This is a genomic window from Massilia sp. PAMC28688 (genome assembly GCF_019443445.1).
Taxonomy (GTDB): Bacteria; Pseudomonadota; Gammaproteobacteria; order Burkholderiales; family Burkholderiaceae_D; genus Telluria_A.
In genome coordinates this window covers 2372586-2395284 of sequence record NZ_CP080378.1, presented here as the reverse complement: position 1 = coordinate 2395284, position 22699 = coordinate 2372586, and the positions used below count along the sequence as shown (strand labels likewise).

General features: G+C 64.1%; 23 protein-coding genes. 4 read left to right on the top strand and 19 right to left on the bottom strand.

The annotated features are described in order from the left end of the window. Window positions 1–8: 8 nt before the first annotated feature. Window positions 9–968 carry a transcriptional regulator FtrA gene (ftrA, locus tag KY495_RS10740; RefSeq protein ID WP_219883618.1) on the bottom strand — a complete coding sequence of 320 codons (960 nt, stop codon included), beginning with the start codon at window positions 966–968 and terminating at the stop codon, window positions 9–11. Between the two features lie 94 nt (window positions 969–1062). On the opposite strand from ftrA, the gene KY495_RS10735 reads away from it, so the two are divergent. Further along, entirely contained in the window at window positions 1063–1467 is a 405-nt protein-coding gene (locus KY495_RS10735; protein ID WP_219883617.1) for a rhodanese-like domain-containing protein, read from the top strand. Further along, entirely contained in the window at window positions 1467–1940 is a 474-nt protein-coding gene (locus KY495_RS10730; RefSeq protein WP_219883616.1) for a GNAT family N-acetyltransferase, read from the top strand. The genes KY495_RS10735 and KY495_RS10730 overlap by 1 nt, the downstream gene beginning before the upstream one ends. Window positions 1941–1953: 13 nt before the next feature. Here KY495_RS10730 and KY495_RS10725 read toward each other — a convergent pair whose 3' ends face one another. The 11 genes from KY495_RS10725 to leuS form a co-directional block, all read right to left on the bottom strand. After that, a complete protein-coding gene (locus KY495_RS10725) occupies window positions 1954–3552 on the bottom strand; it encodes a tetratricopeptide repeat protein (protein ID WP_219883615.1) in 1599 nt (532 codons plus the stop codon). A 4-nt stretch (window positions 3553–3556) separates the two neighbouring features. Beyond that, complete coding sequence (locus KY495_RS10720) at window positions 3557–5740, bottom strand: EAL domain-containing protein (protein WP_229518575.1); 2184 nt, start codon at window positions 5738–5740, stop codon at window positions 3557–3559. After that, window positions 5737–7785, bottom strand: a complete 2049-nt coding sequence (locus KY495_RS10715; protein ID WP_219883613.1) for an HDOD domain-containing protein — start codon at window positions 7783–7785, stop codon at window positions 5737–5739. The genes KY495_RS10720 and KY495_RS10715 overlap by 4 nt, the downstream gene beginning before the upstream one ends. Before the next feature lie 200 nt (window positions 7786–7985). Continuing rightward, the gene (locus KY495_RS10710; RefSeq protein ID WP_219883612.1) at window positions 7986–9266 is read right to left on the bottom strand and encodes a multidrug effflux MFS transporter; all 1281 of its coding nucleotides are present in this window, start codon (window positions 9264–9266) and stop codon (window positions 7986–7988) included. Continuing rightward, window positions 9266–10468, bottom strand: a complete 1203-nt coding sequence (locus KY495_RS10705; protein WP_374041000.1) for a class I SAM-dependent RNA methyltransferase — start codon at window positions 10466–10468, stop codon at window positions 9266–9268. Before KY495_RS10705 ends, KY495_RS10710 begins: the two co-directional genes overlap by 1 nt. A gap of 89 nt (window positions 10469–10557) precedes the next feature. Beyond that, entirely contained in the window at window positions 10558–11160 is a 603-nt protein-coding gene (locus KY495_RS10700; RefSeq protein WP_219883611.1) for a 2-hydroxychromene-2-carboxylate isomerase, read from the bottom strand. 11 nt (window positions 11161–11171) lie between these two features. After that, window positions 11172–11582 carry a CopD family protein gene (locus tag KY495_RS10695; RefSeq protein ID WP_219883610.1) on the bottom strand — a complete coding sequence of 137 codons (411 nt, stop codon included), beginning with the start codon at window positions 11580–11582 and terminating at the stop codon, window positions 11172–11174. 9 nt (window positions 11583–11591) lie between these two features. Beyond that, complete coding sequence (locus tag KY495_RS10690) at window positions 11592–12857, bottom strand: glutamate-5-semialdehyde dehydrogenase (protein ID WP_219883609.1); 1266 nt, start codon at window positions 12855–12857, stop codon at window positions 11592–11594. Window positions 12858–12905: 48 nt separating this feature from the next. Beyond that, window positions 12906–13922 (bottom strand): DNA polymerase III subunit delta, encoded by a 1017-nt coding sequence (holA, locus tag KY495_RS10685; RefSeq protein ID WP_219883608.1) that lies wholly within the window; start codon window positions 13920–13922, stop codon window positions 12906–12908. 7 nt (window positions 13923–13929) lie between these two features. Then, complete coding sequence (lptE, locus tag KY495_RS10680) at window positions 13930–14436, bottom strand: LPS assembly lipoprotein LptE (RefSeq protein WP_219883607.1); 507 nt, start codon at window positions 14434–14436, stop codon at window positions 13930–13932. A gap of 2 nt (window positions 14437–14438) precedes the next feature. Then, complete coding sequence (gene leuS, locus KY495_RS10675) at window positions 14439–17081, bottom strand: leucine--tRNA ligase (RefSeq protein ID WP_219883606.1); 2643 nt, start codon at window positions 17079–17081, stop codon at window positions 14439–14441. Between the two features lie 168 nt (window positions 17082–17249). On the opposite strand from leuS, the gene KY495_RS10670 reads away from it, so the two are divergent. After that, window positions 17250–17837, top strand: coding sequence for a coiled-coil domain-containing protein (locus KY495_RS10670; protein ID WP_219883605.1), 588 nt, complete (start codon window positions 17250–17252; stop codon window positions 17835–17837). A gap of 64 nt (window positions 17838–17901) precedes the next feature. Next, complete coding sequence (locus tag KY495_RS10665) at window positions 17902–18267, top strand: VOC family protein (RefSeq protein WP_219883604.1); 366 nt, start codon at window positions 17902–17904, stop codon at window positions 18265–18267. A gap of 127 nt (window positions 18268–18394) precedes the next feature. Here KY495_RS10665 and KY495_RS10660 read toward each other — a convergent pair whose 3' ends face one another. The 7 genes from KY495_RS10660 to KY495_RS10630 all read right to left on the bottom strand — a co-directional run bounded on the left by KY495_RS10660 (window position 18395) and on the right by KY495_RS10630 (window position 22698). Continuing rightward, window positions 18395–19153, bottom strand: a complete 759-nt coding sequence (locus KY495_RS10660; protein ID WP_219883603.1) for a hypothetical protein — start codon at window positions 19151–19153, stop codon at window positions 18395–18397. 44 nt (window positions 19154–19197) lie between these two features. Next, window positions 19198–19584, bottom strand: coding sequence for a hypothetical protein (locus tag KY495_RS10655; protein ID WP_219883602.1), 387 nt, complete (start codon window positions 19582–19584; stop codon window positions 19198–19200). Window positions 19585–19813: 229 nt separating this feature from the next. Beyond that, a complete protein-coding gene (locus tag KY495_RS10650; RefSeq protein ID WP_219883601.1) occupies window positions 19814–20140 on the bottom strand; it encodes a barstar family protein in 327 nt (108 codons plus the stop codon). Beyond that, window positions 20127–20564 carry a biopolymer transporter ExbD gene (locus tag KY495_RS10645; RefSeq protein ID WP_219883600.1) on the bottom strand — a complete coding sequence of 146 codons (438 nt, stop codon included), beginning with the start codon at window positions 20562–20564 and terminating at the stop codon, window positions 20127–20129. The genes KY495_RS10650 and KY495_RS10645 overlap by 14 nt, the downstream gene beginning before the upstream one ends. Next, a complete protein-coding gene (locus KY495_RS10640; protein WP_219883599.1) occupies window positions 20561–21253 on the bottom strand; it encodes a MotA/TolQ/ExbB proton channel family protein in 693 nt (230 codons plus the stop codon). Before KY495_RS10640 ends, KY495_RS10645 begins: the two co-directional genes overlap by 4 nt. Window positions 21254–21265: 12 nt before the next feature. Continuing rightward, window positions 21266–22087, bottom strand: a complete 822-nt coding sequence (dapB, locus tag KY495_RS10635) for a 4-hydroxy-tetrahydrodipicolinate reductase (protein WP_219883598.1) — start codon at window positions 22085–22087, stop codon at window positions 21266–21268. Between the two features lie 38 nt (window positions 22088–22125). Beyond that, window positions 22126–22698, bottom strand: a complete 573-nt coding sequence (locus KY495_RS10630) for an outer membrane protein assembly factor BamE (RefSeq protein ID WP_229518574.1) — start codon at window positions 22696–22698, stop codon at window positions 22126–22128. Between the last annotated feature and the right edge of the window lies 1 nt (window position 22699).

The following is a 22699-nucleotide window of genomic DNA, read 5'->3' as shown; positions in this document are numbered from 1 at the left end:
CGGACGACTCAGGGCGGCGGGGCCGCGAAGCGCTTGCGGTAGGCGCCGGGGCTGGTATGGAGCAGATTGCGGAAATGGCGGCGCAGCGATTCCTCGGACCCGAAACCGGCCAGCTGGGCCACCCGCGGCAGCGGCAGGCCGGGCGACTCGAGCAAATCCCTGGCAATGGCTACCCGCTCGCGAATCAGCCAGTCGACCGGCGCCATGCCGGTGGCAGCCTGGAACTGGCGCTGCAGGGTGCGCGTGCTCATGGCGGCAGCGCGCGCCATGGACGCGAGCGTATGAGGGAAGGCCGGTTCGGCCCGGACCCGCGCCATGAGCGCGGCCAGGCGCCCATCCTGGTCCGGCGCCATGGGGCGCGACACGAACTGCGCCTGCCCGCCTTCGCGGTGCGGCTGCACCACGAGGCGCTGCGCCACCAGGTTGCCGATGCGCGCGCCGTGGTCGCGCCGCACCAGGTGCAGCAGCATGTCCAGCCCGGCCGCCGAGCCGGCCGCGCTCACGATCTGGCCACCATCGACGTAGAGCAGATCGGCCTGTACCTCAATGGCCGGGTAGCGCTCGCGCAGCTGGCGCGCGTAGCGCCAGTGCGTGGTGGCGGCGCGCCCGTCCAGCAGGCCCGCCACGGCCAGCACGAACACGCCCGAGCAGATCGAGCACAGGCGCGCACCGCGCTGCGCCGCCGCCTGCAGCGCCGCCAGCAAGGGTGCCGGCGGCGCCTGGTCCGGGTCGCGCCAGCCGGGAATGATGATGGTGTCGGCCCGTTCCAGCAGCGCCAGGGTATATGGGGCATCGATGGTGATACCGCCGGCGGCCCGGATTGGTCCTTCCTCGACTGCGCACACGGCAAAGTCATACCAGGCCACGCCCAGTTCCGGGCGCGCCAACGCGAATACTTCCACGGCGCAGCCGAATTCAAACGTGCACAGGCCATCGTAGGCAAGGGCCACAACAAGATGCTGGTTCATGGCGTCATGTTACCGGAGATTGGCGTTTGCGCCACTACCCCCGCCGGCGGCCGGCGCCGATAATCTGCTCGTCAACCACTACAGGAGCATGACCGTGTCCATCGTTACCGACATACCCGCCGCCAGCCCCGCCCACGCCCTGGCGCATTTCGAGGCCATCATGCAGCACGAGACCGATTGCTGGGATGTCCACCACGCCCTGCAGGGCGGCGCCCGGGATTTCGTGCTGCTTGATGTGCGCGGCCCGGCGCAGTTTGCAGCTGGCCACATCGACGGTGCCGTCCACCTCCCGCACGGGAAAATCGTGGCCGCCAAGATGGCCGATTACCCGGCCGGCACGCTGTTCGTGACTTACTGCGCCGGCCCCCACTGCAATGGCGCGACCCGCGCGGCGATTCGCCTGGCGCGCCTGGGCCATGCCGTCAAGACCATGCCGGGCGGGATCACGGGATGGATCGACGAAGGCTTTGCACTGAAGCAGCTGCCGGCGGCGGCCTGATGCCGCCGTCCGGCTGCACGGTGCGCCCAGCCGCTGCGTGCGACAGCCCTGCCCTGCTTGCCCTGATGCGCGAGCTGGCCGTGTTCGAGGGCTACAGCGCGCAGTTCCGGGTGACGGAACAGGATTTGCTCGCGCGTGGCCTGCAGGCTGACGGCTCGCCCCAGTTCGCAGCGCTGGTGGCGCAGGCGGGCAACGGCCCGCTGTTGGGGTACGCCGTCACCTGTTTGCTGCCGTTCACCTTCGACCTGCGGCCCAGCCTCGTACTCAAGGAATTGTATGTGCTGGCGCAAGCGCGCGGGCAAGGCATCGGCCAGGCGCTGATGGCTGGCGTGCTGGCGCAGGCGCACCAGCACGGGTGCGGGCGTATCAAGTGGGATGTGCTGCCTCACAATCACGCCGCCAAGGCGTTCTATCGCGCCTTCGGCGCCCGGCAGGACACTGCCTGGGAGGGCTGGATCCGGCACTTGCCGTGATCGGCCGCCCCGGCTAGGCCAGCTCGAGCTCTTCTTCCAGGCGTGCGATCTGCGCCACTTCATCAATATTCATGCGCTCGGTGACCTGGTCGCGCGCGGCACGCGCGCCGTGGGCGCCGCCACGCTCGGCCTGCGCCAGCCATGCATAGGCCGCCAGCAGGTCGTGGCCGGCGCCATGCCCGGCAGCGTGCATCAAGCCAAGGTTGAGCTGTGCGCGCGCATGGCCCTGGCGCGCGGCACGCACATACCAGGCGTAGGCCGCGTGGTGATCCGGGGTCACGCCGTTGCCGCTGTCGTAGCGCAGGCCCATTGCGAACTGGGCCCGGGCGTAGCCTTGCGCGGCCGCCTTGAGGAACCACGACACGGCCAGCTGCGGGTCGTACGCAGGGCTGTCCACCCGGTCGTGCAGCACCCCAAGCATGAACTGCGCCGGCACATAGCCTTTGTCGGCGGCGCGCCGATACCAGTGCAGGGCTGCCTGCTCGTCCTGTGCCACGCCGGTACCGGCGTCGCAGCGCAGGCCCATGTCGAACTGGGCGCGCAGATGGCCCTGCGCTGCGGCCAGGCCGATCCAGTGCGCCGCCTGCAGTGCGTCGATGGCAATGCCGCGGCCGCCGTCGAACAGCAGACCATAGTGATACTGCGCGCTGGGGAAACCCTGGCGCGCGGCCTGCTCGAACAGGGCTGCAGCCCTGACGTCGTCGCGCTCCACGCCCTGCCCGTTCTGATAACGCAGACCAAGATGGTCCAGCGCGCCGGCATGATGCTGGGCGGCGGCCTTGCGGTACCACTCCAGCGCCAGCACCTCGCTGCGCAGCGGCGGCGCCGCGGTGTCATGCAGCAGCCCGAGATTGAACTGGGCACTCGCATGGCCCTGGCCGGCCGCGCGCCGGTACCAGTGCGCGGCGCGCTCGCTGTCCTGCACCAGGCCTGTCCCCTTGTCGTAGCGCAGTCCCAGGTTAAACTGCGCGCCCGCATGGCCATGGTCGGCCGCCTTGCGCAGCCATTCGATGGCCTGCTGCTCATCCTGCTCCACCCCCTCGCCGCGCTGGCAGCACATGGCCAGGTTGAACTGGGCGCGCGCGTGGCCCTGCATGGCGGAACTGCGGTAAAGCGCTACGGCCCTGGCCAGGTCACGCGGCGCACCCTTGCCGGTCTCGTACATCATGCCCAGGTTGTTCTGTGCCCCTGCATCGCCCTGGGCGGCGGCGCGCGCGAACCAGCCATGCGCCTTGGTCACATCGCGCGCCACGCCCACGCCGCGCGCGTGCATCCAGCCCAGGTTGAACTGGGCCGGCGCGTAGCCCTGCTCCGCCGCCAGCAAATACCAGTGGACGGCCTGCTGCTCGTCGCGCTCCACGCCCTGGCCGCGCTGGTGCATCACCCCCAGGTTGTACTGAGCCAGTGCCAGCCCGGAGTAGGCAGCCTTCAGGTACCAGTGCAGCGCCTGACCCAGGTCGCGGCCCACGCCCTCGCCATGGAAATACATGAAGCCGGTGCGGTGCTGGGCGCTGGCGTCGCCCGCGCGCGCCAGTGCCTTTACGCGCAAGAAGTCTGCGCTGCAGCCCTGGTCGGTCGATGGCGGCACCGTCTGGCAGAATGAATTGTGCATGGGTTCAGGCCTGTAGCGAAGCGACGTTGTTTTCAGCGTCCGGCATGGCGAAGTGCTCTTCCAGGACGCAGATAAAGGCGGCAAGTGAAACGGGTACGTGGAACAGGAAACCTTGCATGGTGACGCAGCCGTGCGAGCGCAGGTAGCGCGCCTGCACCTCCGTCTCCACGCCTTCCGCAATCAGGTGCAGGCCCAGGCCGCGCGCGATTGAGATGATGGCCAGGATGACCGGGTAGTGGCCATGCTCGTCATGGATCTCCCTGACGAAGGACTGATCGATCTTGATGGTGTGGATCGGGAAGCGGTGCAGGTAGGACAGCGACGAGTAGCCGGTGCCGAAATCGTCAATCGCCACCGATACGCCCAGTTCGCACAGCTTGTTGAGCTGCTCGATGGCGTACTGCGGGCTGCGGATGCAGATATTCTCGGTGATTTCCACCTCGATCTGGGCCGGCGATATGCCATAGCGCACCAGCGCGCCGCGCATTTTTTCGAAAAAGTCGCCGCGGTCCAGGTACTGGGGCGAGAGATTGAGCGAGAGCCGGATTGACTGGCCACCGGCCGCATTCCAGATCTGCATGTCGCGGCACAGCGCCTTGATCATCCAGTCCGAAATCGGCAGCATCAGGCCGTTTTCCTCGGCAAAAGGCAAGAACTCGCCAGCGGTGAGCAGGCCGCGCTGCGGATGGTTCCAGCGCATCAGGCCTTCGGCGCCAATGATGCGGCCCGTGACAACATCGATCTGCGGCTGGTAGTGCATTTCCAGTTCGTCGTTGTCGAGTGCCTTGCGCAGGCTCTGTTCCAGCGCGATCTTCTGGCGCGAGACATCGAGCATCGAGTTGTGATAGAAGGCGTGGCCGTTCTTGCCCAGCGCCTTGACCTGGTACATGGCGATGTCGGCGTGGCGCAGCAGTTCATCGATGGTCTCGCCGTCCACCGGGTACACGGCGATCCCGATACTGGCCGAGATGTGGACTTCATGGCCATCAAGATCGAAGCTCTGGTGCAGGCACTCCAGGAATTTCTCGGCGATGGCACTGGCATCGGTCCGGTCGCGCAGTTCCGGCAGCACGATAGTGAATTCGTCGCCGCCCTGGCGCGCCAGCGTGTCGCCGCGGCGCAGGCACTGCTTCAGGCGCATGGCGACTTGCTGCAGCAATTCGTCGCCCTTCACGTGTCCCAGCGTGTCGTTCACCAGCTTGAAGCGGTCCAGGTCAATGAACATGACCGCCAGTTCCGCCGCCTTGCGTTTGGCCTGGATCACGGCCAGCCCAAGGCGGTCCTTGAACAGCATGCGGTTGGGCAGGTCGGTCAGGATGTCGTGGTACGCCTGGTAATTGATGACTTCTTCGGCGTGCTTGCGCTCCGTGATGTCGCGCGCCACGCCGTAGGTGCCGAAGAATTCGAGCTTGCGCACGTCCCGGTCCGGCACATGCATGCCGATCGAATTGAGCGAGATCGTCATCAGGGTATTGTTGAAGGTGCGGTCCGCGCCAGGATGGTTGTGGCATTTCAGGCGCAGTTCCACATTGCGCGAGGCCCGCTCGTCCACGCGCCGCTCGTTGAATACGTAGCGCGCACGTTCGAGGTCTTCGTCGTGGATCAGGATGGCGTAGTGCTTGCCGATCAGGTCTTCGCGGCTAAAGCCCAGCAGCTGGTAGGCGCGGTCATTGACGAACGTGAAGCGGCCTTCGTGGTCGAGCGTATAGATGATGTCGGGCGAGCTGTCGACCAGATAGCGATACAGCTTTTCCGAGTTCTCCAGCTGCGAGGCGATGCGCGCGTTCGCCACTTCCAGGCGCCGCTGCTGGAGGGCGTTGGTGACGGTCTTGAGCAGCTCCTCGCGGCTGTAGGGCTTGCGCAGATAGTCGTAGGCACCGCGCTTGAGGGCGCCGATGGCCGCCTCGATGCCCACTTCACCGCTCATCACGATCACGTCGGTGCCGATCTGGTTGGCATTGATGAAGTCCATCACCTCGTGCCCGCTCATGTCCGGCAGGCGCAGGTCCAGCAGTACCAGGTCGAATTTCTGGGCCACCAGGTGGGCCAGCGCCTCGGCGCCGCTCTGTGCCGTCACCAGGGTGTAGCCGCGCTCGCACAGCAGTTCATGCAGCGACGACAGCAGGCGCGGCTCGTCATCGACCAGGAGCAGGCGTGGCAGCATCTCCAGTTCCAATTGCGCCGTCATGCCGGCTCGGTCCATGCAGGGAGCAGCAGGTCGAAGCTGGTGCCGGCACTGCCGCTGCGGCAGCTGATGCAGCCGCCGGCGCGCGTGAGCAGGCCATGCACGATCGACAGCCCCAGGCCGCGGTGCGGTCCATCCTTGTCGCTGCGTACCGGTGCGAACAGGCCCGCCATCACGTGCTGCGGCAAGCCCGGGCCGTTGTCCGACACCACCAGCTCCACGAACAGGCGGCCATCGCGATGCACGTGGTTGCGGCTGGCGATATCGATGCGCCCGTCCGCGCCCACCGCTTCCAGCGCGTTCTTGACCAGGTTGACCAGGACCTGCTTGAGCATGTCGGCGTCGCATGCCACGCCCTCGCAGGCGGGACTGATGGCGGTGGCCAGCAGCACTCCGGCCGGCACGCTGCCGCCGGCGCGAAACAGGCGCTGCACGTCGTCGACCACGGCGCCAATGGTGTTGACGCTGCCCGGGGCGCCGTCCGGCAGGCCGGCCAGGCCGTTGATCAGATGTCCCACGCGGTCGATTTCTTCGCTCAGGATGGTGACTTCACCGGCCACGCTTTCCTGGCGCGCCAGCTTTTCATCGAGCACGCCCAGGTAATTCTTGATGATGGCCAGCGGGTTGTTCACTTCGTGCGCGACCCGGCGCGACGCGGCCCGGTATTCGTCAGCCACGTGCGCGAGCTGGCGCCGCGTGTGGCCGCGCCCTGCCAGTGCGGCTTCCATCGCGCTGGCGGCCTGCACGCCGAACGCCTGCATGAAGCGTTCGCGCTTGCCTGCCTGCGCCGCCTGCCAGGCCTGGACGCCGCCAGCCAGCACGCCCAGGCTGCGGCTGCCCGCCACCAGCGGAATGCAGACCATGCTCTCGCTGCCCAGAAGGCGCAGCATCTGCTGTTCGGCCAGACCGGCCCCCCCTGCGCTGCCGGGCACCGCCTGCACCTTGCCGCCCCCGGCCGCCAGCGCCAGTGCCCCGCGTCCGTCCAGGGGCGCGGTAAATTGCGCACTGCGCTGCTGCGTGCTGCCGCCGGTGCCCACCAGCTGGCGCGTGCCGGCGTCTTCCACGAGGACGATGGCATCACTGAAATCGAACAGGATGCGAGCCGCGCGCGTAATAGCGTCAAACAGGCCGGCCTCGCCCTGCTGGCGCGCGAACGCCTGTCCGGCGTGCGCCACCAGCATCTGCTGGCCCACGTCTTCGGCAAGGCGCTGCTGCACGGGGTCGCGCTGCACCGGCGCCCAGGCCGGCGGCGCCACGGCGTCGTCTGCGCCTTCCAGGTTGATGCCCAGCTGCGCGGCAGTCAGGATCAGCTGGCGCGCGGCGCTGGCCCGGATTGGCTCGGTCGCCTCCGCTTGCAGCCCGCACAGGGCGGCGGCATCGGCCACTTCCTCGTCGCCGGCGTCGGCACTGGCCAGCACGTGGGCCAGGCGCACGATACGGATCAAGGGATGGCTGAAAGCCAGGCGACTGCCTGCTTCATGGTGGTACAGGACCGCGTCGGCCAGGAAGGAGTCCAGCTGCCAGCGTTCGATCAGCCAGGCGCCGGCTTCAGCGTGGGTGATTTGCAGGGTGCGCTGCTCGACGGCGCACAGGCCTTCATCGTCGCGGGCGCTGAAATTGTAGGCATAGTCGCGCGGGGCCGTGGCCAGCAGCGCCAGGCGGCCGACATTGTGGAGCAGGCCCGCCAGGTAGGCTTCCTCGGGCTGCGCATAGTGCATGCGCTGGGCCAGGTCGCGCGCCACCAGGGCCGCGGTGATCGAGTGCTTCCAGAAGCGGCGCAAATCCAGGCTGCCGGCATGGGGGAAATTATGAAAGGTCTGGGCCACCGATTCGCCGATCACGAGCAGCTTGATCATGTCGGTGCCGAGGGTGATCAGGGCCTGCTCGACGCCGATGCTGCGGCTGCTGCGGTGATAGGCCGAGCTGTTGGCCACGGCCAGGATCTTGCTGGTCATGCCGGGGTCATTGGCAATCAGGGCCGCCAGTTCGGTCATGCCCAGGTCGTCGGCCTGCAAGTGCCCGATCAGCTTGATGAGAATCTGCGGCATGGCCGGCAGCCTGGCAATCAAAAGGCGATTGCGAATATCGTTATCCGAGTCCACCATTTTTCCACAGCCGTCAATATCGTTTTTATGTGCGTGGCATTAAACGGCGCAAGCGGCCACGGCATTTGTCTCAGCCAACTATCTTAGCATAACCACACGAATGTTGATTGAAAGAATATATGTACGAACGGAAAATTTGCCGCTCACGCAACAGGGTGGCGCGGCACGGCGCGGCGGTAGGCACGCGCGCCCATCCACAGGGCCAGTGCCGTGATGGCAAACACGGCCTGGCCCACGGCCAGCCACAGCACCGAGTGCGACAGGGCCGGCGCGATCACGCCGGCCACGATGGCGCCCAGCAGGGTGGTGGCGAACGACTGGCAGGAAGCCACGGTGCCGCGGATGTGGGGGAACAGGTCGAGCGCCAGCAGCGTGGCGGCAGGGGCAATGATGGACATGCCAAACGTGTAGAGGAACATCGGCGCCACCGACCATGGCAGGGCTGGCGGAAAAAATACGTGGTACAGCACATTGATGGCCGCGGCCGATAGCAGGAAGGCGAAGCCCATGCCGATCTGGCGCGCGAACGTCATCTTGCCGGCAATGCGGTTGGCCGTGAGCGCACCCAGAAAGATGCCCGCCACGGTGGGAAAGAACAGCCAGCCGAATTCGCTGGGCCCCAGTCCCAGGTGCTCGGGCAGCATGACGGGGGCGGCCGCAATGTACAGAAACAGCCCGGCAAAATTGAGTGCCACGATACCGGCCTTCATGTGGAACAGGGCCGACCCGAAGATGGTGCTGTAACTGGTCCACAGAAAGCGGGGATTGAAGGGCTGGCGCTTTTCGCGTGGCAGCGTGTCGGGCAGGCGCTTGTAGCAAAAGCCGAACAGCACCAGCGTGTAGGCCAGCAGCGCCAGGAAAATGGTGCGCCAGTCGGAAAACGACACGATCCAGCCACCGAGTATGGGCGCGATGGCCGGCGCAATAGTGAAGATCATGGTCACCAGCGACAGCAGCCGCGCGGCATCGGCGTCCGAGTACAGGTCGCGGATGATGGCCCGTCCCACCACCACGCCGGCGCCGGCCGACACGCCCTGCATGATGCGGAAGATCCACAGGTAGTACACCGAATCGGACGCCGCGCAGCCGAACGTACCGATGGCAAACACCACCAGCGCGCACAGGATCACATTGCGGCGGCCAAAGGCATCGGACAGGGCGCCATGCCACAGCACCATGCCGGCAAAGGCCAGCATGAAGGCCGTCAGCGTCTGCTGCACCTCGATGCCCGAGGCGCGCAGGTCGGCCTGGATGTGGGGGAAGGCCGGCAGGTAGGCATCAATTGAAAAAGGTCCCAGCATCGACAGGCTGGCCAGCAGGACCGCCAGCGCCACCCGGCCCGGCATCGGGATCCGATGCACGGGCGGCAGCGGCACCGGTGTGACCGGATCGGCTGGCAGGTTCGATGGCGGGATCGGCAGCATTATTCAGGCTTGGGTTTTGCTTCTTCGCGGCGGTTGTAACCGGCCACCATGTCAAACCTGAACAGGCGGCACTCGAGCGCACCGTTGAAGAACGGCGTCTTGCGCGCCTCCTTCAGGCGCAGCAGCTTGGGCAGCGACAGGTCGGCCGTGAACAGGAACACGGTCCAGCCGGCGAAGCGCTGCTTGAGCGTGGTGCCCAGGGCGGAATAGAACTGCACCGACATTTCGTCTGCCGGGATGGTGGTGTCGCCGCGCACGCCGATCCGCTCACCGTAGGGCGGATTGGTCAGCAAAATGCCCGGCTGCTCGGTGGGCGGCTTGACTTCCTGCGCCTCGATCTGCTTGAGCGGCACGTCAAACATGATGCCCGCCACCTTGAGGTTGTGGCGCGTCATGGCGACCATGTCGCCCGAGATGTCGCTGCCGAAAATGGTCGGTTCGCTCGGCAAGGGATTGGGCTTGATGGCGTTTTTCATGGCTTGCCACGGGCCGGGCTCGAAGCTGTTGAAGGCCTCGAACGCAAAGCGGCGACGCGCGCCCGGCGGGATACCCTGCACCATCTGCGCCGCTTCGATCAGGATGGTGCCCGAGCCGCACATGGGGTCGAACAGGACGGTTCCCGGCTTCCAGCCCGACACGCGCAGCATGCCGGCGGCCAGGTTTTCGCGCAGGGGCGCGTCGCCCGTTTCTTCGCGCCAGCCGCGCTTGAACAGCGCTTCGCCGGACGTGTCGAGGTAGATGGTGAAATTGTGCGAGTCCAGAAAGCCGACAATGCGCATGTCCGGCTCGCGCGTGTCCACCGACGGACGCTTGCTGAACTGGTCGCGGAAGCGGTCGCAGATAGCGTCCTTGATCTTGAGCGTGGTGAATTCCAGGCTTTTGAGCGGCGACTTGACGGCCGTGACGTCGACCCGGATGGTGTGATCAAAGGTGAACCAGTCTTCCCAGGGTTGCGCCAGGGTGAGGTCATAGATGTCGTTTTCGGTCTTGTAGCTCTGGTGCGCCATGCGCATCAGCACGCGCGAGGCAATACGCGAATGCAGGTTGATACGGTAGGAGTCTGTAATGTCGCCCGAGCAGTGGACGCCGCCCGGCACCTGGTTGTGCACCTTCATGGTGCTGCTGGCGGCCGCGATTTCCAGCAGTTCCTCGGCCAGCGCCGCCTCCATGCCGCGCGGGCAAGGACAAAAATATGAAGCCATGGTGTACCCTTTATCCGTTGTGAAAATTCAGTGATGTGTATGCGTGCTGCATGCAGCCTGGCGCATGCAGCTGTGGTGCGATGAGCAGGTCAGGCGCTGACCGCGCGCTCGACGAAATCGAGCCGGTCCTGGCCCCAGTATCCTTCGCCATCGACGATATACCAGGGCGCGCCGAACACGTTGGCGGCGATGGCGTCGTCAGTATTCTTGTCGAACTGATCCTGCACGCCGGCGGTAGCGGCGGACTTGAGCAGCATGCGGCCGTCAAAGCCGCACAGGTCGGCCACCTGCGCCAGCGTGGCGTCGTCGGCGATGTTGCGGTCTTCGGCCCACAGGCCACGCATGACGGCGCCGGCCAGTTCCAGCGCGGGCGCCACGCCCAGGCTGGTGCGGGCGGCGATGATCAGGCGCGCGGCCGGTTCCGGCGGCACCGGAAATACCTTGGGCTGCGGGTTGAGCGGCACGCCCAGGTGGGCCGACCAGCGCGCCAGCTCCTGCAGGCGGTACGCCTGGCGCTGCGGCGCGCGCTTGGCCAGCGGCAGGCCACCGGAGACGGAAAACACACGGCCCAGGTCAAAGGGACGGATGTCGATCTGCGCGTCGTGCGCGGCGGCGATGCGCAGCAGGCGTGCGTGGCCCAGGTAGGCAAACGGCGACTGCGGCGTGAGGTAGTAAGTGATTGTCTTGCCCATGCGCGACCCGATCAAAAAGGTTTGACCACCACCAGGATGACGATGGCAAGCAGCAGTACAACAGGCACTTCGTTAAACCAGCGGAACCACACGTGCGAGCGCTTGTTGGCCTTGTTCTCGAATTTTTTCAGCAGCGAACCACAGGCGTGATTGTAGCCAATGGCCAGGAACACCAGCGCCAGCTTTGCATGCAGCCAGCCACCGCGGAAACCATAGCCCATCCACAGCCACACGCCCAGGAGCACGGCGGGCACCGACAGGATCAGCGTGAAGCGGTACAGTTTTTTCGCCATCAGGATCAGCCGTGCGTGCGAGGTGGCATCGGTCTCCATGGCCAGATTCACGAAAATGCGCGGCAGGTAGAACAGGCCGGCAAACCATGAGGTCACGAAAACGATGTGGAAGGCTTTAATCCAGAGCATGATGATCCTTTATTGACGAATTTCGCCGTGGCCGAAGACCACGTACTTCAGGGAGGTAAGTCCTTCCAGACCCACCGGGCCGCGTGCATGCAGCTTGTCGTTGGAGATGCCGATCTCCGCGCCCAGTCCATACTCGAAGCCGTCGGCAAAGCGGGTGGACGCGTTGACCATGACGGATGCCGAATCGACTTCGCGCAGAAAGCGCATGGCGGCGCTGTAGTCTTCGGTGACGATGGCGTCGGTATGCTTCGACGAGTAGGTATTAATGTGGGCCATGGCGTCATCCATGTCGGCCACCACCTTCACCGCCAGGATCGGCGCCAGGTATTCGGTGCTCCAGTCTTCCTCGACCGCTGCCACCAGGTGCGGGTAGCCGGCCAGGATGGCCATGGCTTCCGGATCGGCGCGCAGTTCCACGTCGCGGCTTGCATACAGGGGCGCCAGCTGCGGCAGAACCTGCGGCGCGATGGCGCGCGCCACCAGCAGCGTTTCCATGGTGTTGCAGGTGCCGTAGCGGTGGCACTTGGCGTTGAAAGCGATCGGCAGCGCCTTGGCCAGGTCCGCCTTGTCATCGATATAGACGTGGCAGATGCCGTCCAGGTGCTTGATCATGGGCACTGTCGACTCCTCGATCAGGCGCGCGATCAGGCCCTTGCCGCCGCGCGGGACGATCACATCCACGTACTGCGGCATGGTGATGAGCGCCCCCACGGCGGCGCGGTCGGTGGTGTCCACGATCTGCACGCCGTCCGCCGGCAGGCCGGCGCCGGCCAGGCCTTCGGCCACGATTTTGGCCAGCGCGCGGTTGCAGTGGATCGCTTCCGAGCCGCCGCGCAAGATGGTGGCGTTGCCGCTCTTGATGCACAGGCCCGCCGCGTCCACCGTCACGTTGGGGCGCGCTTCGTAGATGATGCCGATAACGCCCAGCGGCACCCGCATCTGGCCCACCTGGATGCCACTGGGGCGGAACTTCATGTTGGAGATTTCGCCAATCGGGTCTGCCAGCGAGACAATCTGGCGCAGGCCGGCCACCATGGTGTCGATGGCTCCCTGCGACAATGCCAGGCGGTCAAGCATGGCCGGGGCCAGGCCGGCGGCGCGGGCGGCATCCATGTCGCGCTGGTTGGCCTGCACCAGCAGTGGCGCATCGCGCACGATGGCGTCGGCGATCAGGAGCAGCGCGCGGTTGCGGGTGGCACTGTCGGCGCGGGCCATGCCGCGCGAGGCGGCTCGGGCGCGCTGGCCGACATCTTGCATGTATTCGGTGATATTCATGATTCGGTCTTGGTGGTGGCGCGCAGTGACATCACCGCAGCCAGGGGATCAAGCGCGTGCGACTTTGAGGGCCAGCTGCAGCATGGCGTCCCAGGCGTCGCCCGCAAAGGCCTTTGAGCGCAGTCCCTTGACCATCTTGTCGACCTGGGCGGCGTCCTGCAATGCCTGTTCCAGGGTCGGCAGCGAGATGCGCCGCAGGGCCGGGTCCATCATGCGCTCGCGCGGGCCCCAGATGCGGGCTTCCTTGAGCAGCATGCCGAGCGGCCTGCCCTGCGCCATCCCGGACTTCAATTTTAACAGCGTACGGATCTCCTCGGCGACGGCCCACAGGACCAGCGGCAGCGCTTCACCCTCGCCCTTCAAGCCTTCGAGCATGCGCACCAGGCGCGCCGGGTCGCCGGCCAGCATGGCCTCGGACAGCTTGAATACGTCATAGCGGGCCACGTTCAGCACCGCGTCGTGGATCTGCTCGAACGTCAGCCTGCCCGGTTCGTGCAGCAGGCCCAGTTTCTGGATTTCCTGGTGCGCCGCCAGCAGGTTGCCCTCCACCCGGTCGGCGATGAAGTCCAGCCCCTGGCGGTCCGCGCTCTGGCCCTGCGCTGCCAGGCGGGTGCCGATCCAGCCCGGCAGCGCGGCGCGCTCGATGGACGGGATCTCGATGTACACCGCCGCCTGCTGCAGGCTGCCCACCCACGCGGCCTTGGCGGTTTGCCAGTCCAGCTTGGGCAGCGTGATCAGGGTGAGGTTGTCGGGACTTAAGTCCTTGGTGTAGGCCTGCAGTGCCGCGCCGCCATCCTTGCCTGGTTTGCCGGTGGGGATGCGCAGCTCGATCAGCTTCTTGTCGCCAAACAGGGACAGGGCCTGGTTCGCAGCGAGCAGCTCGCCCCATTTGAAGCTGCGCTCCACGGTCAGCACGTCGCGCTCGGTGTAGCCATTGGCGCGCGCGGCGCGGCGGATCTTGTCTGCCGCCTCCAGCGCGAGCAGGTGCTCGTCGCTGCTGATTACGTACAGCGGCGCGATCGTTTTCGCCAGGTGGCCTTCCAGTGCATCTACGCGCAGCTGCATGGTCGTCTCAGGCCGGCTTGACCGCTGCCAGGCGGCGCATGATCTGCTGCACCAGGTCGGTCTGCATGTCGCGGTAGAGCGTGATCTCTTCCGACTCCTTGGCCAGCACCTGGGTCTCGTTGAACTGGAGCGGACGCTTGAGCGTGATTTCGGTGGGCCCCAGGATCTGGGCGCCGCTGGTGGACACCACGCGGAAGTTGAGCGTGTAGGTCAGCATGTACTCGCGCACCCGGCCTTGGGCGTTCAGCGAGAGAATGGTCTTGGTGCGGTTTTCGGACAGAACCTCGAAGCGTGCATCGGCGCGCGCCGGGTCCATCACCACCAAAGTGCCGTCGCGCGCGCGCAGGCTGCGCCGCAGCTCGGTACCCAGCGGGGAGGTGTCTTCAAATGCCAGGTACAGGCTCTTGAAGGGCATCGTGTACTGGGCGCTGGAGCCGCGCAGCTGGAAGCCGCAGGCCGCCAGCGTGGCCATGACCACCAGCGCGAGAGCGATCCTGCGGAGCATGGCGCCCATGCTTACACCACGATGCTGATCAACTTGCCCGGCACGACGATCACCTTTTTGGGCGGCGTCTCGATGTACTTCTGCACCGCTTCGCAGGCCAGTGCCATTTTCTCGATGCTGGCCTTGTCCGCATCCTTGGCCACCTTGATGGAGCCGCGCAGCTTGCCGTTCACCTGGATCATCATCTCGATTTCGGCCTGCTCCAGCGCTGCCGGGTCGACCTGTGGCCACTGCACGTCGAGGATATCGCCGTACGCCTTGCCGTAGCCCAGTTCCTGCCACAACACGTGGGTAATGTGCGGGGCCACGGGATTGAGCACGCGCAGGAAGATCGAGAAGCCTTCGGCGATCACGGCGTCGGTGCCGGCGCCGTCTTCCAGCCTGGCCGACTCCATCGTGTTGAGCATCTTCATGCAGGCCGACACCACGGTGTTGTACTGGATGCGCTTCAAGTCATAGTCGGCCTGCTGCAGGATCTTGTGCAGTTCGCGGCGCAGCGTCTTGTGGCTTTCGTTCAGTTCTGCCTTGTTGTCGGCATTGAGCGCCATATCGATGCGCGGCGCCTGAGCGTAACCGTAGGCCCACACGCGGCGCAGGAAGCGGCTGGCGCCTTCCACCCCGGTATCGGACCATTCCAGCGTCTGCTCCGGGGGCGAAGCGAACATGGTGAACAGGCGCGCCGTGTCGGCGCCGTACTGCTGGATCTGGGCGTGCGGGTCGATGCCGTTGTTCTTCGACTTGGACATCTTTTCCGTGCCGCCGATACAGACCGGATTGCCGTCGGCCTGCAGGGTGGCGCCTTGCGGACGGCCCTTGTCGTCCAGCGTCAGGTCCACTTCGGCCGGGTTGTACCAGGTCTTCTTGCCCGCTTCGTCTTCGCGGTAGTAGGTCTCGTTGAGCACCATGCCCTGCGTGAGCAGGTTGACGAAGGGTTCATCGAATTTGACCAGGCCCATGTCGCGCATGATCTTGGTCCAGAAGCGCGCGTACAGCAGGTGCATGACGGCGTGCTCGATGCCGCCGATGTACTGGTCCATCGGCATCCAGTAGTCATTGCGTTCGTCGACCATGGCCTCGGTGCTGCCCGGCGAGGTATAGCGCATGTAGTACCAGGACGAATCGACGAAGGTATCCATGGTGTCGGTCTCGCGGCGCGCAGGCTTGCCGCACTGGGGACAGTCGCACTTGAGGAAGGCTTCGTGCTTGTTGAGCGGGTTGCCGCTGCCATCCGGTACGCAGTCTTCGGGCAGCACCACCGGCAGGTCTTTTTCGGGCACCGGCACCACGCCGCAGTCGGCGCAGTGGATCATCGGAATCGGCGTGCCCCAATAGCGCTGGCGGCTGATGCCCCAGTCGCGCAGGCGGAAGGTCACCTTCTTGTCGCCCAGCCCCTGCTCTGCCAGGTCGCCGGCGATGGCATTGACGGCGGCGATGTGATCAAGGCCGTCGTACTTGCCGGAGTTGATGCACTTGCCGCTTTCCTTGTCGCCGTACCACTCCTGCCAGGCGTCTGTCGAGTATTCCTTGCCTTCCACGGCGACCACCTGCTTGATCGGCAGCTGGTACTTTTTGGCGAACGCGAAATCGCGCTCGTCGTGGGCCGGCACGCCCATCACGGCGCCGTCGCCGTAGGTGATCAGCACGTAATTGCCGACCCAGACTTCCACCTCGTCGCCGGTGATGGGGTGGGTCACAAACAGGCCGGTCGGCATGCCCTTCTTTTCCATGGTGGCCATGTCCGCTTCGATCACGGAACCGAGCTTGCACTCGGCGATAAAGGCCGCCAGCGCCGGATTGTCCGATGCCGCATGCGTGGCCAGCGCGTGTTCCGGCGCCACGGCGCAGAAGGTCACGCCCATGATGGTGTCGGCACGGGTGGTGAACACGTGCAGCTTGCCGTCGTTGATCAGTCGTCCGTCTTCGCCGGCAATGGTGTGCGGGAAGGCGAAGCGCACGCCGACCGACTTGCCGATCCAGTTGGCCTGCATGACGCGCACGCGCTCGGGCCAGCCGGGCAGCTTGTTGTCGACGTAATCGAGCAGCTCGTCGGCGTAATCGGTGATGCGCGCGTAGTACATGGGGATTTCGCGCTTTTCAATCGGCGCGCCCGAGCGCCAGCCCTTGCCGTCGACAACCTGCTCGTTGGCCAGCACGGTCTGGTCGATCGGGTCCCAGTTCACAGTGCCGGTCTTCTTGTAGATGATGCCTTTTTCAAGCATCTTGAGGAACATCCACTGGTTCCACTTGTAGTACTCGGGGGTGCAGGCCGTCATTTCGCGCGACCAGTCAATGGCCAGGCCCATCGACTCCATCTGCTCCTTCATGTGGGCGATGTTGGAATAGGTCCATTGGGCCGGCGGCACCTTGTTTTGCATCGCCGCGTTCTCGGCCGGCATGCCGAAGGCATCCCAGCCCATGGGCATGAGGACGTTGTAGCCATTCATGCGCAGGTAGCGGTACATCACGTCATTGATCGTATAGTTGCGCACGTGGCCCATGTGCAGCTTGCCCGAAGGGTAAGGCAGCATCGAGCAAGCGTAATACTTGCCTTTTGGGAAACGCGGGTCGTTTTCTACCGCCTTGTAGGCATCAATTGCCTTCCAGTGGGCTTGCGCGGCTTTTTCGACGTCGGCGGGACTATATTTATCTTGCATGATGTAAGGGCGGCCAGCGAGGCCCGGCCGGAAAATGGATATGAACCGGTCATTATACTGGCTCAGCTAAATTGAAGGCCAGTGAGTGGACATTTGGGCTGAACGACCAAGTGCGCCAAATGTCTAAAAAAGGGAGGCGATCCGATTAACTCCTTCCAGGAACAGATCATGAGCGATACCTTCGATCCACAGTCATACGTAGATGAGCTGGAAGCTGCCGGCGTGCCAAAAAATCAGGCATCTGTTCATGCACGGGCCCTCAGCACGGCGCTGGCTAATATGGTACGTACCGTCGACTTCGAGAAATTCGGTAACTGCATACGCTGCGAGATGAAAGAAATGGAGAACCGCATTCTCTTGCGGCTTGATGTGCTGCGCACCGGACTCAAAGCGGAAATAGCTGAAATACGATCAGAGCTCAAAGCCGACATCGCCGGGGTAAGGTCAGCACTCAAAGCGGAAATTGCCGAGGTACGGTCAGAACTCAAAGCGGAAATTGCCGGGTTACGGTCGGAACTCAAAGCGGAAATTGCCGAGGTGCGGTCTGAACTCAAAGCGGAAATTGCCGGGTTACGGTCAGAACTCAGAGCACAAATCGACGCCCTGCAGGTTGAGTTGAAATCCGATATTGCCGGGATACGGGCTGACATAACCACGCTGAAAGCCGAAATGCTTCTACACAGGTGGGCATTCGGCATTGTGTTCGCAATGCTCACTGCCAACCTCACGCTTACCTTCCACATCGCCTTCCCCTAATTGATGACAGCAGGGCATGGGGCTGGCAAACTGTTCACTTTCTACTGCGAACGAGGAGAACAGCATGATCAAGGGCCTGCGCACGGCGATTTACCCGGTTACCGACCTCACTGCAGGCAAGGCCTGGTATGCCTCGGTATTTAACAAGGCGCCCTACTTTGACCAGCCGTTTTACGTCGGGTTTGAAATCGGTGGCTTTGAGCTGGGCCTGATCCCGGACGGGACGCCGGGCGCGACCGGTTCCAAGATTTTCTGGGGTGTGGAAGATATTGACGCCGAAGTCGCGCGCATTGTCGCGCTGGGCGCCCAGGTACATGCAGCCGTGCAGGACGTAGGCGACGGCATCAAGGTGGCCGAGTTGCTCGACCCCTCAGGCAATGTGCTGGGGCTGATCTACAACGCTCACTTCGATTTGCAGGCAGTGCGCTAAGGCTGCCTGCGCACGCTGGTCACCAGAGGCCTGAAGGCGACGAACTTCGATGCCAGATTGAGCCTTGACCACCACGCCAGCACCTCGTTGGCTTGAGGTGACGGCGCGTCATGCCCCGGGTCACTCGCTATCGCAAGTCACTTGCCAGTGAAAACGCGCTGACTGCAACGTTAGCTTTCATCTGCCCGTTTTTCTCCCTGCGCATGAGAGGCGCAAACGTGACCTTGAACAGTTTCGGCCCGTTCCCCCACATTACTTCTTCGATACGCTGGCCATGATCGTCCGCAAATACCACCGAAATGGCGGGCTTGCCTCCAATCCGCGCATTGACCAAGGGCGCATGCATGTAAAACATGCCGCCAGAAGCGGCCAAGTCCGTTTCCGACACCCGCATGGTCCCCGCACCGTCAATTGCGTAGTAGCGCTCAACTCCCGTCCAAGCGCCGCGCACCATTGTGCCTTGAGGCGCCACTCCGATAAGCCGGCCGCTACGCACTGTGGTCGGGCTAAAGCCGATTTTCAAATCGTTGAGGTCTTTGACTACCACGGGGGCCACGGGCAGTGACTTGCCAGTCTTGAGCGCGTGCGCGAAAGCAGCAGCTTTCGTGGCACCGGATTGATGATTCCTGACGATATTCAAATCGTTCATGAACTCGCGCACTGGCTGCGGTTCCCTGATTAGGCGGCTGAAGCCATCCTCGGCTTTCATAGCGAGCATGCTTTGCATTTTGCGCAGCTCGTCGGCTGGTGGAGGTACAGGCATCTGATCCGTTTGCAGCACCAGAACGCGGTCGTTGCTGCCTTTCGCCGGGCCGGGCATGACCGGAGGCTGCGCAAATACGCTTGCTGCGGTCAAGGCGGCGGTGACACAGATAGTCGTTTTCATGGTCGTCCTATAGTTTTGGGTTTAGACAAACTTGCTCGGCAGCGCTACCATCCCGGGAAAAAAAACCCGATGCTGCAATGCGTCGCAGGCGTGTATCCAAGGAATATTTCACCATAATGCGAATTCCAGCTGTGGTGGACGCCAATGACGTAATAGCCGCCCTTCAACCCTTCGCCCCAATGAATCGCGCCTGAATGATTGCTCGATTCCCAGCCGGTGTGAATCGGCTTTTCCCAGCCAGTACGACTATTCCAGTGATGGCTCGACGTATGAAGCCGATAGACCTTGCCTGGCCAATCCCAACTTATACTTTCGTTATTGATACAGTTTGCACGGCTGAACCACACCAGCCCAGCCTGCGCTTTGGACGCAGCGGACATTGCCGCCGCGGCAAGCACCAAGCATATCGTCTTCGAAAACGTTCTCGTCATGAAAAATCCTCTTTTGAATTGGCATCGAAAAGCGACGCAGATTCATCATGGAGAAACATTAATTCTTTGCCATTGCGCTCGGTCATGCACTTTGCATTCAGAATTACTCGCTTGAGGAATCTCACAAACCATTTTGATGGACAGCGCCTTAGCGATGTCGGCGATCGGCGATTATGAAGATATCAGGCCGTAGCGGTCTGGGAGCATCGCAGCGAAGAGCGATGGACCGCTAGCGCAGCACCAGCTTGAGGGCCGGCTTTTCGCCGTAGTCTTCATAGCGCTCGTTGATGCCGGCCACGCAAAAGGTCATTTCTTCGAGCAGGTCCGGGGCCCGCTCCTTCATCTGCGCCGCGTCCTTGACCACCACCTCCAGCACTTCATTTGGATTGAGGCGAAAGCGCGTCATGCCGTCTTCATCGCGCAGGTAGCTCAGGCAGTCCACCCACGCGTCCATGGTGTTGCCGTACGTGTCGGGAAAGCCGAACGCGCGCTTGCACTCCTCGTGAAACGTATCCCACCCGGCGATTGCCGCCCCGTTCAGTTCAACGCTGGCCATGTTCATTCTCCTTGTTTGCCTGGGTGACGAAACTGAGCTTGCCCAGGCCGCGCATTTGCGCAGTGCTCATCACCTTCGCCACGGTGTCGTAGCGCGTATTCTTGTCTGCCATGAGCTGCAGCTCCGGCTGCGGGGTCGTAGCGGCGGCCAGCGCCAGCTGTGCGTCAAGCTGGGCCGGCGTTACGGCAGCGCCATCGAGGTACACGATGCCCGCCGCATCGATGGCGATGATGATGCTGTGCGCCTGCGCCGGCGTGGCAACCATGCCGGCAGTGGGCAGCGCCAACCGCATCTTGTGCGTCAACAGGGGCGCGGTCATGATGAAGATCACCAGCAGCACCAGCATCACGTCGACCATGGGCGTGACGTTAATGTCGCTCATCATGGCCTGTGGCCGGGCCGGTTGGAAGGCGCCGAAGGTCACGCCGCCTCCTGGCGCGTAAAGTACGCGTGCAGGTCGTGGGCAAAGCCGTCCAGTTCGGCCAGCGTGATGCGGTTGATGCGGTTGAACGCGTTGTACGCCAGCACCGCGGGAATGGCCACCGCCAGCCCGGCCCCGGTCATGGTCAAGGCTTCCCCCACGGGCCCGGCGACATGATCAAGCGCCCCTGGGCCCGCAGCCGACACCTTGGCCAGCGCATGATAGATGCCCCACACCGTGCCGAGCAGGCCCACAAATGGCGCCGTCGCGCCAATTGAGGCCAGCAGCGTCAGGCCGCTTTCAATGCGCCGGGTCGAGTGCTGGATTTGCTGGCGCAGCAGGCGCACCATGTGCTCGGTGCGGGGCACGCTGCCACCCAGGCCCGGCATTGCCCCGGCCTGCTTCAGGCCGGTGCCCGGCAATGGCGAAAAGATGTGTTCCGTGTCGGCTACCGACAGCATGGCGACGCCGTCGCTGACGGTGGGCGCTTCCCAGAAGCGATCGACCGCCGGCGCGGCGCGCCGGATGCGCCAGCTGGTCCAGCCCTTGAAAAGGATGACACACCAGCTCACCAGCGACATGGCCAGCAGCAAGACCATCACGGCCTGGCTGACGGCATCGCCCTGCTCCCAGAGGCGCGCCAGTGCCAGTTCCAGGGCGTTGGCACCGTGCGGGCTGGGGGCGTCGGGCATGGCGGCACCGGATCAGGACAGGGCCAGCACGTCCTGCATGTCGAACAAACCCTTGTCGCGGCTGGCCAGAAAGCGCGCAGCGCGCAGCGCACCGTGGGCATAGGTCACGCGGCTGCTGGACTTGTGGCTGATTTCGATACGTTCGCCAATGCCGGCGAACAGCACGGTGTGGTCACCCACGATATCGCCGCCGCGAATGGTGGCAAAGCCGATGGTGGATGGATCGCGGGCGCCGGTCACGCCTTCGCGGCCGTAGACCGCGCACTGCTTCAAGTCGCGCCCGAGGGCGTCGGCAATGACTTCGCCCATCTTGAGCGCGGTGCCGGAGGGCGCATCAACCTTGTGCCGGTGGTGGGCCTCGACGATTTCGATGTCGTAGCCTTCGGCCATGCTCCTGGCGGCCATTTCCAGCAGCTTGAGCGTGACATTGACGCCCACGCTCATGTTAGGCGACAGCATGATGGCAATCCTGGCACCAGCTTCGCGAATGGCATCCTTGCCGGCGTCGTCGAAACCGGTGGTGCCGATGATCATCTTGATGCCATTGGCCACGCAGTAATCGAGGTGGTGCAGCGTGCCTTCGGGCCGGGTGAAATCGATCAGGAAATCGGCATCGGCCAGGCCCAGTGCCAGATCGGACTGAATGAGTACGCCCGTCAGCTGGCCGCTGCCGGCGCCGGCATCGGTGCCGATCTCGGGCGAGCCGGGCACGCCCAGCGCGCCGGCCAGCACCATGTCGGGAGCGGCAGCAATGGCGTCAATCAGCATTTTTCCCATGCGCCCGCTGGCGCCGGCCACCGCCACCTTCAACTGACCGCTTCCCGATTCACTCATGCCCATTCCTGTTGTTGGATAAATTTAATTGTTGATGTTTATTTCTTGATGTTGATCGCCGCCGCGCCCACTTCTTCCTTCTTGGGCGCGCTCTGGGACGATTTGACCTTGCGCGGCGGACCGGCGATCTGGGCAATGTATTCCTGTTCGCTTGGCAGATTGCCGCCTTCAATGCGCGCTACCTTGTCATCCTTGAAGTGGACCACGACCCTGGCGCTGGTGAGGGCGCCATTGCCGCGCTGCAGGTAAAACGGATAATCCCAGCGGTCGGCATGGAAAATGTCGGTCAACAGGGGCGTGCCGAGGATAAACCGCACCTGGTCGCGGCTTTGCCCGACTTCGAGCTGGGCCAGCATTTCCTTGGAGACGAAATTGCCCTGCTGAATATCGGGACGGTAGGGCGAAAATACCCACAGGAACTTCTGCAGCTTGGTGGCCTGCACGGTCTGGCTGCCGGTGCCGGCGACGGGTCCGTCATTGGTGACCGGCGCCGGGGGCGCGGTTGCGGCGCGCATTTGCGCACAGCCCGACAGCACGAGGGCGGCGCCCAACAGGCCCGCCGTCATGGCACGCTGGCGAAAACGGTGCAAAACTGGAGTAACTACACGCATA

Excerpts from the sequence above, each read along its gene's own strand:
- dapB (WP_219883598.1), bottom strand. The coding sequence starts at position 22,087 with ATGAGTGAATCGGGAAGCGGTCAGTTGAAGGTGGCGGTGGCCGGCGCC.
- KY495_RS10710 (WP_219883612.1), bottom strand. The coding sequence starts at position 9,266 with ATGCTGCCGATCCCGCCATCGAACCTGCCAGCCGATCCGGTCACACCG.
- KY495_RS10670 (WP_219883605.1), top strand. The coding sequence starts at position 17,250 with ATGAGCGATACCTTCGATCCACAGTCATACGTAGATGAGCTGGAAGCT.
- KY495_RS10660 (WP_219883603.1), bottom strand. The coding sequence starts at position 19,153 with ATGAAAACGACTATCTGTGTCACCGCCGCCTTGACCGCAGCAAGCGTA.
- KY495_RS10715 (WP_219883613.1), bottom strand. The coding sequence starts at position 7,785 with ATGCCGCAGATTCTCATCAAGCTGATCGGGCACTTGCAGGCCGACGAC.
- ftrA (WP_219883618.1), bottom strand. The coding sequence starts at position 968 with ATGAACCAGCATCTTGTTGTGGCCCTTGCCTACGATGGCCTGTGCACG.
- KY495_RS10725 (WP_219883615.1), bottom strand. The coding sequence starts at position 3,552 with ATGCACAATTCATTCTGCCAGACGGTGCCGCCATCGACCGACCAGGGC.
- KY495_RS10665 (WP_219883604.1), top strand. The coding sequence starts at position 17,902 with ATGATCAAGGGCCTGCGCACGGCGATTTACCCGGTTACCGACCTCACT.
- KY495_RS10630 (WP_229518574.1), bottom strand. The coding sequence starts at position 22,698 with ATGCGTGTAGTTACTCCAGTTTTGCACCGTTTTCGCCAGCGTGCCATG.
- KY495_RS10695 (WP_219883610.1), bottom strand. The coding sequence starts at position 11,582 with ATGCTCTGGATTAAAGCCTTCCACATCGTTTTCGTGACCTCATGGTTT.
- KY495_RS10640 (WP_219883599.1), bottom strand. The coding sequence starts at position 21,253 with ATGCCCGACGCCCCCAGCCCGCACGGTGCCAACGCCCTGGAACTGGCA.
- holA (WP_219883608.1), bottom strand. The coding sequence starts at position 13,922 with ATGCAGCTGCGCGTAGATGCACTGGAAGGCCACCTGGCGAAAACGATC.
- KY495_RS10700 (WP_219883611.1), bottom strand. The coding sequence starts at position 11,160 with ATGGGCAAGACAATCACTTACTACCTCACGCCGCAGTCGCCGTTTGCC.
- KY495_RS10730 (WP_219883616.1), top strand. The coding sequence starts at position 1,467 with ATGCCGCCGTCCGGCTGCACGGTGCGCCCAGCCGCTGCGTGCGACAGC.
- lptE (WP_219883607.1), bottom strand. The coding sequence starts at position 14,436 with ATGGGCGCCATGCTCCGCAGGATCGCTCTCGCGCTGGTGGTCATGGCC.
- KY495_RS10655 (WP_219883602.1), bottom strand. The coding sequence starts at position 19,584 with ATGACGAGAACGTTTTCGAAGACGATATGCTTGGTGCTTGCCGCGGCG.
- KY495_RS10650 (WP_219883601.1), bottom strand. The coding sequence starts at position 20,140 with ATGGCCAGCGTTGAACTGAACGGGGCGGCAATCGCCGGGTGGGATACG.
- KY495_RS10690 (WP_219883609.1), bottom strand. The coding sequence starts at position 12,857 with ATGAATATCACCGAATACATGCAAGATGTCGGCCAGCGCGCCCGAGCC.
- KY495_RS10705 (WP_374041000.1), bottom strand. The coding sequence starts at position 10,468 with ATGGCTTCATATTTTTGTCCTTGCCCGCGCGGCATGGAGGCGGCGCTG.
- KY495_RS10720 (WP_229518575.1), bottom strand. The coding sequence starts at position 5,740 with ATGACGGCGCAATTGGAACTGGAGATGCTGCCACGCCTGCTCCTGGTC.
- leuS (WP_219883606.1), bottom strand. The coding sequence starts at position 17,081 with ATGCAAGATAAATATAGTCCCGCCGACGTCGAAAAAGCCGCGCAAGCC.